Source organism: Exiguobacterium sp. UBA7533, assembly GCF_002479335.1.
GTDB lineage: Bacteria > Bacillota > Bacilli > Exiguobacteriales > Exiguobacteriaceae > Exiguobacterium_A.
On the sequence record NZ_DLMP01000018.1, the window covers coordinates 1 to 15598 of the forward strand.

The 15598-nt window shown below is 47.5% G+C and carries 15 protein-coding genes; 4 read left to right on the forward strand and 11 right to left on the reverse strand.

The features are described 5' to 3' along the window. Nucleotides 1-408: 408 nt before the first annotated feature. Nucleotides 409-582, reverse strand: coding sequence for a hypothetical protein (locus B2U10_RS14520; RefSeq protein WP_200934380.1), 174 nt, complete (start codon nt 580-582; stop codon nt 409-411). A 78-nt stretch (nt 583-660) separates the two neighbouring features. Here B2U10_RS14520 and B2U10_RS14525 point away from each other — a divergent pair, with 78 nt between their 5' ends. Beyond that, nucleotides 661-1242 carry a TIGR00730 family Rossman fold protein gene (locus B2U10_RS14525; RefSeq protein ID WP_290788523.1) on the forward strand — a complete coding sequence of 194 codons (582 nt, stop codon included), beginning with the start codon at nt 661-663 and terminating at the stop codon, nt 1240-1242. A gap of 152 nt (nt 1243-1394) precedes the next feature. On the opposite strand, the gene B2U10_RS14530 is transcribed toward B2U10_RS14525, so the two are convergent. The 3 genes from B2U10_RS14530 to B2U10_RS14540 form a co-directional block, all read right to left on the reverse strand. Next, entirely contained in the window at nt 1395-2348 is a 954-nt protein-coding gene (locus tag B2U10_RS14530) for an ABC transporter ATP-binding protein (protein ID WP_035410435.1), read from the reverse strand. 15 nt (nt 2349-2363) lie between these two features. After that, nucleotides 2364-3173 carry an ABC transporter permease gene (locus tag B2U10_RS14535; protein ID WP_035410437.1) on the reverse strand — a complete coding sequence of 270 codons (810 nt, stop codon included), beginning with the start codon at nt 3171-3173 and terminating at the stop codon, nt 2364-2366. 328 nt (nt 3174-3501) lie between these two features. Beyond that, entirely contained in the window at nt 3502-3624 is a 123-nt protein-coding gene (locus B2U10_RS14540) for a hypothetical protein (RefSeq protein ID WP_255344369.1), read from the reverse strand. Nucleotides 3625-3995: 371 nt separating this feature from the next. On the opposite strand from B2U10_RS14540, the gene B2U10_RS14545 reads away from it, so the two are divergent. Further along, nucleotides 3996-6092: a 5'-nucleotidase C-terminal domain-containing protein gene (locus tag B2U10_RS14545; protein WP_290788528.1), complete on the forward strand. Its 2097-nt coding sequence runs from the start codon at nt 3996-3998 to the stop codon at nt 6090-6092. 62 nt (nt 6093-6154) lie between these two features. Here B2U10_RS14545 and B2U10_RS14550 read toward each other — a convergent pair whose 3' ends face one another. Further along, nucleotides 6155-7588 carry an ankyrin repeat domain-containing protein gene (locus tag B2U10_RS14550; protein WP_290788531.1) on the reverse strand — a complete coding sequence of 478 codons (1434 nt, stop codon included), beginning with the start codon at nt 7586-7588 and terminating at the stop codon, nt 6155-6157. A 387-nt stretch (nt 7589-7975) separates the two neighbouring features. Between B2U10_RS14550 and B2U10_RS14555 the strand changes: the two genes are divergently transcribed. Next, a complete protein-coding gene (locus B2U10_RS14555) occupies nt 7976-8170 on the forward strand; it encodes a hypothetical protein (protein WP_290774616.1) in 195 nt (64 codons plus the stop codon). Nucleotides 8171-8222: 52 nt separating this feature from the next. Here B2U10_RS14555 and B2U10_RS14560 read toward each other — a convergent pair whose 3' ends face one another. The 3 genes from B2U10_RS14560 to B2U10_RS14570 all read right to left on the reverse strand — a co-directional run bounded on the left by B2U10_RS14560 (nt 8223) and on the right by B2U10_RS14570 (nt 11671). After that, nucleotides 8223-8735: a VanZ family protein gene (locus B2U10_RS14560; RefSeq protein ID WP_035410449.1), complete on the reverse strand. Its 513-nt coding sequence runs from the start codon at nt 8733-8735 to the stop codon at nt 8223-8225. Nucleotides 8736-8890: 155 nt separating this feature from the next. Further along, on the reverse strand, nt 8891-9910 hold the full coding sequence (locus tag B2U10_RS14565) for a fatty acid desaturase (protein WP_035410452.1): 1020 nt from the start codon (nt 9908-9910) through the stop codon (nt 8891-8893). A gap of 234 nt (nt 9911-10144) precedes the next feature. Next, nucleotides 10145-11671, reverse strand: coding sequence for an FAD-dependent oxidoreductase (locus B2U10_RS14570; protein WP_290788534.1), 1527 nt, complete (start codon nt 11669-11671; stop codon nt 10145-10147). A 201-nt stretch (nt 11672-11872) separates the two neighbouring features. On the opposite strand from B2U10_RS14570, the gene B2U10_RS14575 reads away from it, so the two are divergent. Beyond that, nucleotides 11873-12319 (forward strand): hypothetical protein, encoded by a 447-nt coding sequence (locus tag B2U10_RS14575; RefSeq protein WP_290788537.1) that lies wholly within the window; start codon nt 11873-11875, stop codon nt 12317-12319. A 44-nt stretch (nt 12320-12363) separates the two neighbouring features. On the opposite strand, the gene uhpT is transcribed toward B2U10_RS14575, so the two are convergent. The 3 genes from uhpT to B2U10_RS14590 are packed head-to-tail and all read right to left on the reverse strand — an operon-like array spanning nt 12364 to nt 15571. Beyond that, entirely contained in the window at nt 12364-13773 is a 1410-nt protein-coding gene (gene uhpT, locus B2U10_RS14580) for a hexose-6-phosphate:phosphate antiporter (RefSeq protein WP_290788540.1), read from the reverse strand. A 35-nt stretch (nt 13774-13808) separates the two neighbouring features. Beyond that, nucleotides 13809-14798: an ABC transporter substrate-binding protein gene (locus tag B2U10_RS14585; RefSeq protein ID WP_290788542.1), complete on the reverse strand. Its 990-nt coding sequence runs from the start codon at nt 14796-14798 to the stop codon at nt 13809-13811. Further along, nucleotides 14795-15571, reverse strand: a complete 777-nt coding sequence (locus B2U10_RS14590; RefSeq protein ID WP_290788546.1) for a DUF3919 family protein — start codon at nt 15569-15571, stop codon at nt 14795-14797. The genes B2U10_RS14585 and B2U10_RS14590 overlap by 4 nt, the downstream gene beginning before the upstream one ends. Nucleotides 15572-15598: the final 27 nt, after the last annotated feature.

A 15598-nucleotide genomic window follows, 5' to 3' on the forward strand; every position in this document is an offset into this window, starting at 1 on the left:
TAAGGCAGTTCTGTTTTTGCTACCTGCTGAAAATGATCCGCTTGATTTAAATTTGCAACTCCCATACTAAACAGGAGTGCTCCTAATCCTAAAGCAACTTTGTTTTTCAAGTTCATTTAAATAACCTCCTATTATTTTTCGTATGGCTTCGTAACAACATCATATAACCTTAGACCCCCTCTGAATATTCGAATACGAATAATTATGGTATTTTACACATTTTTTTCATTTTCTATTACTTTTGGCTCGGGTCATATGTCCCTAAAAATGAGTTTTTCTTACAAATCATCCATCAATATGTAGAATTTGTGTATGAAAATAGATTTTTCTGAATATTTAACTATGATAAAATTTCGTAACAGACAAAAAGAGAGCTAGTCCAACTCATACGAGTCGAACCAGCTCTCTTTATTTTGATGATTGTCGTAACGCGATGACATAAAATATACCGAGTATGAGAATCACACCTAGTAGTATCGAACTAATTGTTGTCCGAGTCGACGTATCCGGCATCCATATCCCAAGTCCCAAATTGATTGCTGCGATAATTAGGACGAGCCAAACGATCGTACGTGGTCGCATACCGATCTCCTTCCTGGTCTCCCCTGCCGTCCGATCACCGAATATGCTATGGTGACACTAACAAAGGAGGTTCTGTTCATGAATAGACTTGCAGTGTTTTGTGGTTCTAAAGATGGCGCGCATCCCGTCTTTCGCGAGGCAGCGGGCACACTTGGTCAAGCGCTCGCCGCACGCGACATCGGACTCGTATACGGCGGTTCCCGCGTTGGAACGATGGGAGCTGTTGCGGATGCTACGCTTGCAGCTCAAGGTCAAGCGATCGGTGTCCTTCCCCGCTTTCTACAAGAAAAGGAATTATCACACCCGGGACTGACTGAATTGCATCTCGTCCACTCGATGCACGAGCGGAAAGCAAAGATGTCAGAGCTGGCCGATGGCTTCATTATTCTTCCTGGCGGACCCGGAACGATGGAAGAGTTTTTCGAAGTCTTCACGTGGGCCCAACTTGGTCTGCATGAAAAACCTTGTGGTGTGCTCAACATTGACGGGTACTATGACCCCTTGATTGCCCTGTTCGACACGATGGAACGTCAAGGATTCTTGATTCCCGAACACCGAGCGATGCTGATCGTCGAGTCGGATCCGGATCGTCTCTTAGAACGTTTCTCCACATATGAAGCACCACGCGTCAAAACGTATATGGATCGCTCACAAACCTGATGAAAGCGGAGTCCTCGACTCCGTTTTTTTTGATGAATTCGCATACTCTTCCGATATTTCTTCTCTCACTTACTAGTTTTCTCCACTCCGTTTCAGGATTCCTACTCTTTGGGCACAAAAAAACCAGATGCACAGAGGCATCTGGTAAAACGTTAGAAGAACTTCATGATTGCGTCGCTAAGATTCGTCAAAGACGGTGTCTCGTCAATGACCATCAAACTACCTGCCGCAATCGCGAGTAATCCGAGACCAGATAAAATCCAGCCAGGATGTTTTACGTTGACGTCAGCATCGACGTTTTCTTTTCCGGACCGCGCATTCGCTGCTTGTTCCTTCAAGCGATCGCGACGGTACTGGTGTTGTTCCTCTTTTGACCATTTCTTATATTCTGCGAGGAACTTCTTATATTCCGGTAAGACATCCTTCGTCGTCCCGTCGAGTCGAACTTGACCGTATTCGAGCCAGACGACACGCTCACAGAAACTCTTGATTTGTGAGAGCGAGTGACTGACGAAGATGATCGTCTTGCCTTCGTCCTTGAATTCGTTCATCTTATCGATACAACGGTTATAGAAGGTTTGGTCACCAACCGATAATGCTTCATCGACGATCAAGATGTCGGCATCGACATTGACGGCGATTGCGAAGCCAAGTCGTGACTTCATCCCACTCGAGTATTTCTTGATTGGCTGATCGATGAAGTCACCGATATCGGCGAAATCGATGATTCCAGGCATCCGACGTTCGATTTCCGCGTCGTCCATCCCGAGCAGAAGACATTTCAAGCGAATGTTCTCGCGTCCTGTCAGCACGTTCTTCAATCCTTGGGATACGGCGATGATCGCGACTTCTCCGTTGATCGCGACGTTTCCTTCGTTCGCGTAGATGATCCCTGAAATCAGGTTCGAGAGCGTCGATTTACCCGAACCGTTGATTCCGACGAGACCGACGACTTCTCCTTTTCCGATCTCAAGTGAGATATCGCGTAAAGCTGTAAATGTTTTAACGCTCTTGCTTTGATTCTTGAACAAGAGCTTGAATTTTTCTTTCGTAGTCGTGACCATGTCGAAGCGTTTCGTGACATGGTCGAGTTTAATCATAGACATGGCGATTTCCTTCCCTTAAACGAGCTCAGTGAATGATTTACGGAACTTGATGTGCAAGAACGTTCCGGCTGAGAATAAGAGGAGCGTGATACTCCAGAAGTACAGACCCGTTGGCCATTCTTGCCAGACCCAATGTCCGCCGAGCAAGCTCGCCCGGTATCCCTCGACGAGATAGTAGACTGGATTCAAGCGGAGGACCCCATGTAAGACGTCCGGGAACCGCTCGATGTTCCAAAGAATCGGTGTCATATAAAAGAGCATCCGCATCATTGATTGTAAGAAGAGCTGGATGTCCTTGACGAGTGTGACAAGCGTTGAAAAACAAAGCGAAAAGGCATAGACGAAAATGTATGTGGCAATCATATAATACGGCAATTGAAGCAGTTTCCACGTGATCGGGATGCCGTTTGCAATGATGACGACGATGACGATGGCAAGCATCGCAAAATGTTGATACATCCGTGACAAGATGACATACGATGGAATCGCACTCATCGGGAAACGCATCTTCGTTACCATCGCGAGACGGCTGTTGATCGAATTCGACCCCCGAAGCAACGCATCGTTGATGAAGAACCAGACGACGATCCCGCAAAGGAGCCAGACGATGAATGGAATGTTTCCGTCGACGTCTTTATTTCCGCGCAGACCGACTCCGAAGACGAACCAGTAGATGAAGATTTGGAGACCCGGATTGAGGAGCTCCCATAAAAGACCAAGGCGCTGCTCTGCATGCGCTGATTTGATTTCATATCGCGCCAACCGGCGAATCAGGGGGAAATTATCGACCTGTTCCCGGATGATACTTCTCATTTCTTTCAGCATAAGTGTAAGTTCCTTCCGATTCATGATACATGTATTTTATTTTCATATTCGTTGATTCCACTCAAAAAAGACGGATGCCGTCCGCGATTGCTCAAACGAACGCTCCCTCCGCGTGAACGGGACCTTGCCCGGTCGATTCTGACTTGACTCGCCTCCTTCTTCGCTTACTCGTGCATGATAGAAGCAATACTTCCTGTATACACTTAATCAATTCTAGCCATCGGGAAAAAGCGTGTCAATGTATTGGACGAACCGACACCAAACTGTAGTTTTTCAGACACGAAAAAACCGGCGGGTATACCACCGGTCATCTCCTAGTTTGTTTCCTTTACGCATGATTAAAATGTGGAAATTCGATCGTCGTCGGTGGAGAAGCGAGTCCCCATACGAGGAGAACCGTAATCACACAAATAATACCGACAAGAACGCCTCCTCGAATCTTATCATTCATCCAGCGTTGCCCCTTTTCATCCGAACTGCTTGTATATTGACATCATACAATATTTAGCAATTTTGGACCACTAAAAAATCGACATTTAATGGGAATGTTTAACGATTGTTCATATTCTTTCGTTTCATTTTTATTCGAGACAAGATATAATGAAAGCGTTACCATTTAATCGAGAAAGCGAACGTTCGGATTTAAATCACATTGAACGAACGACTCCCGTGGGTTGTCATGTTGTCGGACCTAAGAATTTACGTTATTTACAAAAGGTTCATCCCACGAAGCTTTCCGAACCCTTTATAGTAGAAGAAGAGGTCAACGATCGCAGCTCGACCTTGCATTCATACCCCACTCTTGAAGGAGGATTTTTACGTATGTACAAATCAAAACCGCTTTACGCGGCAGCTGTGGCTGTCGCCCTGACGACATCGGCAATCGTGCCGGTTGCCCAAACGACAGTTTCGGCTGCAACGCATGTCAAAGTCAAAACGGTCAAACTCAAGTCACTCGTCTTCACGAAAGGTGCTCCGGTCAAACTCCCTGCTACATATAAAGGTGAGAAGATCACATGGAAATCTTACGATCGCCATGCGTTCAACCGTTACCAAACGGTCAAAGGCACATACGGTAAGAAAAAGAATCCAATCGAAGTCAAGATCTACATCCAGAACTATGCAGTGAAGTTCGTCGAGAAAGTCGCGGATCAAACGATTTACGTTGATCAAAAGCCAGAATTGCCAAAAACATTGGCTGTTCTCTACGCGACAGGTCGTATCTATGACAAACCAGTCCGTTGGTCGAAGGTCGATACGAGCGAAGCGGGTGTGAAATATGCGGTCGCAAGTTATACACGTCTCGGAAAGACAATTACATTAAAAGCAAAAATCACAGTTCTCGACGTCAACACGGATGACTTCTCGATCGGTTTGATGCACACGAACGATACGCACGCGAACCTCGATAAGACACCAAAACGTGCGACAGTCATCAAAGAACTTCGCGCAGCTTACCGTGCAGAAGGTAAACCATCGCTTCTCTTAGATGCAGGTGACGTCTTCTCTGGAACACTCTACTTCAACAAGTTCCTCGGTCAAGCAGATCTTGAACTGATGAACTACATGAAATACGACATGATGACATTCGGTAACCACGAGTTCGATCTTGGGGATACTGACAATAACATCGCTTTGAAAAATTTCGTCACGGCTGCAAAATTCCCGTTCATCACGGCGAACGTCGATTTCAGCAAAAATAAGTCGTTCAATGGTCTACAAAAGAAAACAATCACTGCAGGACCGGAGCGCGGCAAGATTTATCAAGGCATCATCAAGGAATACAAAGGTCAAAAAATCGGTTTCTTCGGTCTGACGACAGAAGAGACGAAAGATATCGCAAGCCCAGGTACGGTTGCGTTTGCAAACTATATTGATAGTGCTAAAGCTGCTGTCAAAAAGCTTGAAGATCGTGGCGTCAATAAAATCGTTGCGTTAACACACATCGGTTTTGATGACAATGAAGCAATCGATAACGATCAATTGCTTGCACGTAATGTTGACGGGATTGATGTTATCGTCGGCGGTCACTCGCACACGAAACTTGAAAAACCGGTCGTCGTTGATGAGACAGTCGTTCCAGGCAAAGCAGAACCGACAATCATCGCTCAAGCCTACCAATACGGTGATTTCCTCGGAAATCTTGATTTGACGTTCGACTACAAAGGAAAATTGACTGAGTATAACGGTTCATTGATTGATGTTTCTACAGCAAAAGAAGATGTGCGTGCGGCTGAAATCCTTAAGCCATATGCGGATCAAATCGCTGAGTTGAAAAACGAAGAAGTCGGTGCGAATATTGTTAATGCCCTTCCAAACCCACGCGGCGAAATCAGTGTCCGCAACAGTGAAACGGCTCTTGGAAACTTGATCACGGATGGTATGCTCAAAAAAGCTAAAGAATACAATAAGGACACAGTCATCGCGATGCAAAACGGTGGAGGGATCCGTGCTGCCATCGATGCCGGACCACTTACTGTCGGTGAAGTCTTAACGACGCTTCCATTCGGTAACACGCTCGCGACAGCGAAGATGACCGGTGAAGAAATCAAGAATCTTCTTGAAATCAGTGTTGGGGTTGCGCCAAAAGAAAACGGTGGTTTCCTCCACGTCTCGGGTATGAAGTTCGAATACGACAGCACGAAAACAGCTGGAGAGCGCGTCACGAAGATCGAAGTCAAAAATGGTGACACGTACGATCTTATTGATCCAGCGAAGACTTATGTTCTCGCAACGAATGCCTTCACGGCTAAAGGCGGCGATGGTCTCACACCGTTCGCGACGGCTTATGAAGAAGGCCGTGTCACGGACCTCGGTCTCTCTGACTGGGAAAACCTACGTGATTTCACGAAATCACTCGGCGAAGTCAATTACAACATCGAAGGTCGTATCGTCGACACATCAAAATTACCAAACTAATTCAATACAACACACAACCGCAGGTCTTCTCGATCCATTCGAGAGAGCCTGCGGTTGTTGTTTTATAACGTTTGCGCGGAGTGCTGTTTCAACAGATCAATGATTTCATCGAGTTCATACTCCTGTGCCATCATCAGCGGCGTGAAGCCATCCGCATTTTTGATCGACGGGTCGGCACCGCGCTCGAGCAATAGCTTGACTGTCTGTTTCCCCTCACCCTCGACAGCATGATGAAGCGGCGTGAACTGATCGTCATCTTGTTGGTTGATTTTCTCGCCTCGTTTCAAATACAGATCGACGAGTTCATCGTTATTGCTGAAGACAGCTGTAATGAATGGTCGCTCGCCAAAGTCATTGACGGCATCGACATCACTCCCTGCTTCTAGCAGTTCCTTGAAGATCGATTCAAGCCCCTTGCTCGACTTCCGGTAACCGAGATAATGCAGTGCTGTATCCCCATCTGCATCGACTGCTTTCATATCACTTTCCGGGATCAAGCGATGGATATCTTCAAGCTTTCCTTTTTGAATCGCTGCCATTAATTCCGTCTCATTTAAATCCTGATCGTTTGTTTTTGTCGTCGACGCGTCGTTACTGGCTGCCGTTTGCGTTCCCGCTTCGTTGAGCAAGATCCCTGCCCCTGCACTGACGAAGAACATGACCGTCAGAACACTAAGCGTGATGATGATTCCTTGACTATAACGTAGGAAAGGACGGGGTTGATCGAGCGGTTCACCCGTCAAGCGAAGCCGTTCCAGCATGGATAGATTGGTCTGTAGCTTCTCATACAATAAGACAGAAAACGTCCGTTGCTGACGCTTCTCCGCTGTATAGGAAACGATATCCGTCGTCGCAAGAAGTGTTGGTCCGAGAATATCCTCAAAGATCGCTTGCCGGGCACACTGGTTGGATACAAGCGGTAGAACCATCTGATAACGAGTCCGTTCGCATGCCCGCGTGTAAGCCGGACGTAAAAATGGAACCCAGCTTCCGATCCAAAGCAACACCTGCTTTTCTTGATGATTTCGTTTAATGCGTGCAAGTTCAAGCAGTAACTGGAACCGTCGTACCTCTGTCAATTCCAAATATGACGTCGGAAGGACGATCAAATATTTTTGAAATAATCCGATGACATATGGTCGTTTCACATCGTTCTGGAAATAGATTTCTGGAATCCGCCACAGCTGCAATTGTTCTGTATGCATGCCGATTTGCTCGAATAACTCCGGGAACTGCTTCGCACTCAAGCGAACCCCTTCACTTCGAATCCGCGATACTCGTCGCCATTGACGTAACCAGAGTAATAACAGCAGGATCACTAGCGCGAACATAGCATAAATACCGCTCTCGCCTGTTTCAAATACTAAGCCGATGATGCCACCCACTGTCAAAATAGCGACGCCTAATAACAAACTGAAATAAGCGGTCTCTTTTCGTGTCACTGCTTTCCTGATCCGTTGTGCGGGATCGATTCGTTCATTCGTCTCCTGCTCCATACGTCATCTCCTTCATTTATCGTTTGGTTCATTGTATTTTTTTATCCCTTCTTATCTTAACGGTTATTCCATCAAAGTTCCAAGGGAATCCTTTCCTGACATACCAAAAGAATATTCAGACAACTTATATTTTCAAACATATCTTGATAACGTAACTTTTTTTCCTGAATATTCATTATTTATGTAATAAAATTTCTAAAATTCTATTTTAGAGTGATTTTTGTTGATTTTTCAGCATTTATACACAATTCACACAATAAAGCAACCTGTCATTCGAACCACTAACTATTTATGGATAGGTGGTACAATAGTCACTCTTTTATATTGCAGAAAAATTTGGAATCCCATATAATAACTAACAGGAAGAAGAATATGGGAGTGAAGAACTTGGGATTATTTAATTTCATGAAAAAGGACTATACCGTCCAGTATCACGTATTACGCGGAGATGAGATCATCGACACGGATCGATTGAATGTTCGAGCAGGCGATCATACGACAGCACGAAAAAAAGCCGACAACATGTTAAGAAGAGAATACGGACGCACTCAGTACAAAATCGAGTGGGTACAACGGTTCTAATCGCTAAAATAACCCATCGCCTCAATCCTAGGATTGGGACGATGGGTTATTTTCATGCGTGCTGTTGTTCTTGTTCGCGAACGATCCGATCGGCTTTCAAATAGAGACGGATGACAGTGTATAAGACGATGCCGACGAGTGCACCACTACCATCGATCAGTACGTCTCCAACGAGTGGTGTACGTCCGCCCGTCAACAATTGATGGAACTCATCCAACACACCAATCGTCATCGCTGTCGTGAAGGCAAAGAAAGCAGCTGGTAACGCTGCGTACCCTCGACCGCGCAAAAAATGAACGAGACTGACCCCGAGGACGAAGAACAGACTGGCATGCATGCCTTTCCGAATGAAGAATTCAAGGAAGGCTGCAGGTCCGAGTGACGCGACGCTGATCGGAACTTCATAATGGAACGACACGAACGAAAACGCATAGACCCAGTCGAGCGGCATATGTTGTGTCAAAAATGGAATCAAGGATTGTTGCTGATAGGTCATCGAACTGAAAACGAATAAGGAAAGTAAGATGGCTCCTCCTACATAAGCAGCAATGGGTATACGGCGCATCATGCACGCTCCTTTCTCTTTGTACATCCTACCATGGATGCTTATCGTGAACATACGCCAAAAGACGGACATACACTGCTCTCATTTACTCTTCATTCCCTCTTTTACAACTGATACAACAAAAACACCCCATCCATATGGATGAGGTGAAAAGCTTACAACGATGACGGTTTCGGCTCGCGTAAGAGGTGTTTGATATCTTGGAACGTCACGAACGTTTTGTTTTTCGCATCGTATAGCTTATACCGAAGCGATTTCAGACTTGAGAAGAGACCGATCTTCGTCGCCTTCTGAAGTGGTGGCGTCGAGACATGTGCTTTTTCAAGATGATAATTCGGGACACGTGGACTGAGATGGTGAACATGATGGAATCCAATGTTTCCGGTTACCCATTGTAAGACCTTCGGTAATTCGTAATACGAACTACCTTCAATTGCTGCCTTGACGTAATCCCATTCGCTCTCATCCTCAAAGTACGAATCTTCGAACGTATGCTGGACGTAGAATAACCAGATTCCGAGGACACCTGCTGTGAACATCGTCGTGCCTTGGATGATCAGGAAGGCTTGCCAGCCGATGAAGTAGATCAGGATACCGTATAAGACGACGAGCGACGCATTGATGACATGTGTGTTGATTCGTTCTTTTTTCCGAGCATCCTTCCGGTTGAAGCGGCTCGAGACAAGAATCAACAAGAGTGGTCCAAGACCAAACATGACGAGTGGATTCCGGTACAGACGATACTTGAGACGTGTAAAGCGTGATGCTTCGATATACTCCTCAATCGTCATGACCCAGATGTCACCGACACCGCGCTTATCGAGATTCCCACTTGATGCGTGGTGGATCGAGTGCTCCCGTTTCCATTTCTCATACGGGAATAACGTCAAAATCCCAGTGATCGTTCCGACGATAGCGTTCGCCTTCTTATTTTTGAAGAATGATCCATGGGTACAATCATGGAAGATGATGAACATCCGGACGACGAATCCTGCAGCGAGGATCGCCAACGGGATCGCGAGAAACACAGATAGTTTCAGGGCCTCATATGCCAGAAACCATAGGACGAGAAATGGCAGAATCGTGTTGATCATCTGCCGGACGCTGGCTTTAATGTCCGCCTTCTCAAACGGCGATACATGTTTGCGCAGCTGGGCAATCTTTTCTTTACTCATAGTGGTGCTTCCTCCTCGGGTTGTTTCAGCGTTCACGACGCTAAGTAAAATAGTGAAACTAAAGTATGAAACCAGTGAGCGGTGGTCGTGACGGTGCCTCTACAACACGATTCAAAAGCGGCACTCTAATTGTTTAGCGCTAAAATATTTTTGTTACCAGGTAATTATATCACATATCATAAATCGTCCACGGTTTATTTTTAAAATTAAAAAAGCAGAGACAAGCGTCTCTGCTTACTCGATCGATTTGAGTGGGTTGACGGCTGGTCCTTCTAGCACCTCTCCTGTTGGACCGAATCGTGAACCATGACACGGACAATCCCACGACCGTTCCGCCTCATTCCATTTCGTATCACACCCCATGTGGGTACAGGTCGTCGAGACGAGATGAAGCTTTCCTTCCGGATCCCGGTAACCACCGACCGTTTTCCCGTGATGCGTGACGAGTCCACCTTCGTCCGGTTGTAACTCGTCGGCACTGCGACGCGCTTTCGTCAGCTTTCCTTTGACCAGTTCGATCGCGACGTCCGCATTGTTCTTGACGAACTGCGTCGCATCCTTTGTTTTTAGCTTCGAACGATTCGGATCGAACAGATGTCGAAAACGGTTGGGTGTTCCCGTCAATAAGTCGCTGAGTAACAGTCCGGCCGCGATACCATTCGTCATCCCCCACTTCGCAAAACCGGTCGCGACGAACACGTTCGGATCATTTGGCGTCATCTGTCCGATGTAAGGTATTTTGTCGAGCGTGATCAAGTCTTGTGCTGACCAGAACTGTCCGAACGATTCGACGTGAAATTCATGCTTTGCAAAATCCGCAAGATGCTGATACCGCTGCATCGTCTCTGTCTCGTGACCAGATAGATGATTCTCGCCTCCAAACAGTCCAAGCAGACGACCGTCTTCAGTCCGTGTGTGACGCAGAGAACGACTCGGTTGATCGGCACTCATAAACATCCCGTCCGGAAACGTCTCATCGACATGACCTGACACGATATAAGACCGCTGGACTTCAAGTTTTGAGAAGTACAAGCCTTTGAAGTCATGAAACGGAAAATGGGTCGCGATGACAATTTTTTTTGCCTCAATCCGGTGACCGTTCTCTAGGATGACTGTCGGCGTCCGGTTCGATTCGAGCGATACGGCACGTGTCTGTTCATACAATTTCCCACCTTGATGAACGATTTGTTGCGCAAGTCCTTGAAGATATTTGACGGGATGGAACTGCGCTTGATCGCGCAAGACGACAGCACGTTTGACATCGTACGGCAACTTATCCCGAACTTCTTGCGTCGCTTCGCCACCGTTCAATCCCAATCGTTCATAGGCTTTTACTTCTCGTTCCATCGCTTGCTCTTTTGATGTCGCAGCGTAGAGATACGCGTCCTGCGTTTCAAGTTCGCAAGCAATATCGAGTCGTTCCACCTGATGACGTAAAAACGTGATGGCTTCTTCATTTGCTTCATAATACAGTCGCGCCGATTCTTCACCGACCGTTTTGATTAACGTGTCGTAAATCAAACCGTGCTGCGAGGAAACTTTCGCCGTCGTATAACCCGTCGTACCAGCAGCGACGTCACCTGCTTCGATCACAGCGACATCATACCCCCGTTCAATCAGTTGCATGGCCGTGACGAGCCCAGCAATACCAGCCCCGATGATGACGACATCATGCTTCGCATCTTGATTCAAAGGGGGATAAGAAGTGGCAGGTGTACTTTGCTTCCAGTAAGATGACGGAAATCCGGATAAGTAAGACATCATAAAACTCCTTTCGGAAAACACGATAGGTCGACATGTTAAAAGTTCCCTGAACGATACAAAAACATGCGTAAATCATATTGTTTTAAAAGAACCTCTAATCTAAAGGAATTAATTTACTTTAACGAAAAATAATATGGAATAATTAGGTTTATAATCCTTTATACTAAGGTTAAGAATAACAAGAGAGGAGTCCATTTTATGAAACTAGGCCGCCATATCATCGAAACCTTTCGTCGTTTTACCCTGGCAACGAGTATGGATGAGTATGACTTAGCAAGCATTCTAACAAAGGAAATTCCAGAACTGACAGATATCTGCATCACGATTCGACCGACGCACCTTCACCTTCAAGCCGCTGTACCGTTGACCCGTTATGGTTTAGAACGCGACTTACCGGTCGAGTTGACCCTCCAAATGCGATCCGTCGATAAACGTACCATCACGTTCGAAGTCTTTAATGTCTGTCCTCAAGATACCGAGTCCTTTAATGAAACCTACCTCATTCGCCCACCCTATCTGCATTACGCAAACCGACTCCTGACCGTTGATCTTTCCTTCTATTTCCCTTTCCGTCATGCCCGTTACCGTTCGATTCGTCACGTTAAACTGGAAGAAGGTTTTCTGCTTGCTTATTTGTCTCATTAAAAAAGGGCACCCTCTCCTAAATAAGGCGAGGGTGCTCGTGTCTGTTACGAACTTAACTTATCCGCTTGACGCTCTAGCAATCCGAGGCGACGAATCTTTTTCTCCTCGACGACGGCAACGATCGCAAGGGCGATCAAACCGAATAATAATGCCGCATTGAAGATTATGAATGTGTCGCTCCAGCCGTGCAAGGTGACCGAACCAATTGTTAGACCGTTCGTTTCCGGATCAGCGATTTTCGCTAGACCGACTTTTGCGATTGAATCACCGAACAAGTAACCGAACGTACCGACCATCCCGTTCGTGACCGTCGTCGCTTGTTTTGGTGCGAAGCTGATGACCGAGACACCGATCAAGAGCTGTGGTCCGTAGATGAGCGCACCGAGCGCAAATAGTGACGCGTAAATCATAAGTTCACTCGTCCCGTAACGATAACCGAGGACCGCGACTGCCGTCAGCAAGAGACAAATCGCTGCGACAAGCGCTCGACGTCCTTTGAGCAAGTCGGATACATATCCCCAAATCATACTGCCGCACAACGCACCAATCTCAAAGAAGAAGATCGTGTTGACAGCACTCTCCGTGCTGAAGTGCAAGTGTTCCGTGACATAGAGCGGTGCCCAGTTATCAATCCCGATCCTGACGATATAGACGAAGACGTTCGCGATACAGAGCGTCCAGATCCATGGGTTCGAGATGACGTACGTTTTGAAGATTTGCCATTTCGTCATACTTTCAGCAGCGATGTTTTCCGGTTCGATCGGTTCTTCGAAGATTTCTTCACTCCGATTCCACCCGAGTTCTTCCGGATCATCCTTCCCGATGAACAGACCGACGATTCCGATGACGAGCGCGATCGCAGCTGGGAAGATGAACATCCCGACGACACTTCCGTTGAAGAAGACGTTTGCCCCCCACAGTGCGAGACCACCGGCAATCGCTCCACCGATGTTATGCGAGACGTTCCAGAAGCCAAGGTAACGCCCACGTTTTTCAAACGGTGTCCAGCGGGCGATCGTCGAATATGACGATGGTCCCCCGACCGATTGGAAGAACCCACTGAGTCCCCAAAGGACCATCAAGAGACCAACCGGACTTCCACCGGCACTCATCAAGAGTCCCATCGCCGTGACGATCAAGGACGAGAGAATCAATAAGAACGAGATGACACGTTTCGTATTTTTCCCGTCAACGAAGTAGCCGAGCAACGTTTTCCCGATTCCGTATGTAATCGAGAAGGCGAAGCCGATATAACCAAGTTCCGTCGTCGTGAAACCGAGCTCGTCCTTCAAGAGCGGTTGCGCCGCCTTGAAGTTGTTTCGGATGAGATACATCGCCATATATGAGAAGAAGACGACTAAGAAGGCCTTTAAGAATTGCTGTAACCATTGTTTTCGTTGTACTTCGATTGGTATGCCGGCATGCGGCAATTTTTTGATGCTGAAGAAGCCCATCTTCCATTTCCCCTATCTGAATCAGAGTCTTCGCATCATTTGTCCTGGAGCTGATTGAATCGACGGAGGTAGTCCCGGTAATCGGCGACGATGTCCTGCCCGACATTTTGCTGGATCGGTTGTGTCTTCGCGATCGCATAGGTCGGCGTACCGAATGAGACCTTCCGCAGAATCGCCTGACCGTCAGTCGAAAGTACGAAACGCATGAAGGCATTCGCCTGCTTTTGTTGCGTCCGTCCTTTCAGCTTTGAGATCGCGTTGATCGAGTACGTATCGAGTGGGATGCTTTTGACCGGATAATACTTTTCGCGTAGCGATTGTTGATCCCCGATGAAATTGACCCCAAGCATCGCTTCCCCACTGGCGACGTACGACGTCGGTGCAAAACCGTTCGCCGTGAATAGTCGCGTTCGCTCGATTAGCTCGCGTAAGACACCTTCCGACTTCGTTCCGTATCCGTCAAAGATCGCTTGCAGGATCGTCGCACCGGTACCGGAATGGTTCGGATCCGGCAAAATTAACTCGTCCTGATACCGTTTCGCTGTCAAGTCAGCGAGCGTCTTCGGATACGGTGCCGCCCCGAATCGGTTGTTCCAGACGTCCGTATTGATGACGATTGCGAGGCGTTCGACTTCGTAGCCGATCCAGTAGCGATCCGGATCCTGTAGTTCCGCTTGATCCATGTCGCTCGGGAACGGTGTCGACAACCCGCGTTGCTTGAGCGTCTGGTGGGCATCCCACGTTCCACCGATGATGACGTCAGCGCGCGGATGATCCGCTTCCTTCGTCACACGCCGGACGAGTTCTTCCGTCGACAGGCGGACGAACTCGTACGTACAGCCTGCTTGTTCACAATATGATGACAGCAAGGCGCGACCAATATCCTCTTTCGCAGAGACATACGCCGTCAAATGCGGAACTGTTTCCCGCGCAGCTGTTCCCTGCTTCGTCTGTTCATTGTTGCGGACGATCCAAATGCTCATGAGACAAATGATACTCAGCAAGAAGAGCATTCCTTTTCTCATCGATCTGCCTCCTTCCCGGTCGGCAGGAGTTGTCCTTTTAAATAGAAGGTGTTTCCATTGTCATCATCCATGTACTGGACGCTGAACAATGTCTCATACACAGTAATATTCATTAAGTTGGCACGCGTGTTCTGCTCATTCTTGAACCGCTGGAGCTTGAGAATGCGCGGCTGTCCCTGACTGGCATCGAGTGCTTGACCGACTTCTTCATAGTCCGTCATCGGCTCCGCTTGCGTCAGGCGACGCTTGACGTCTTCTCGCTCACGTGCAGTCAAAGAACGAGATCGCTCTCCCGCATACCACGTCACGACTTCCGCCTCGGCGAACTGACGCGCGAGCTGTTCCGGTTCGTGATAGGCGTTCAAGAATCGTGCTTTCAGTGACGTCGTTTGGGTGCTGGGACGTTTCGCGACACATTGCCCGTTTAGTGTCATGCCTTCCCCGAGGGAGAACGTCCATGTCGTTCCGTTTAAGAAACGGAGCGTCCCGTTAAATGTCGCTGTACCTGCCGGACAGGTCCCCTTTGCCACCGTCTTCATTTGCTTCAAAAGAGTCGTGATGCGCTGGACTTCCGTTCCGTCTTCTACCGTCTGCTCACCCCATGCCCGGTGACGTAACGTCAACTCGGTCGGGAGCGAGTCATCGGAAGCATTCAGTCGTTTCGGTCCATCGAGGACGTGTAAGCGTCCGAAGACCGTCTGCTGAAGCAAAAGAAGACCGAGGGCAAACAAGATGCCCATCAAGAATAGATAAGCGATGGTCGATGCTTTCATGATTCCTCTCCTTGCTTGATTCTTAGA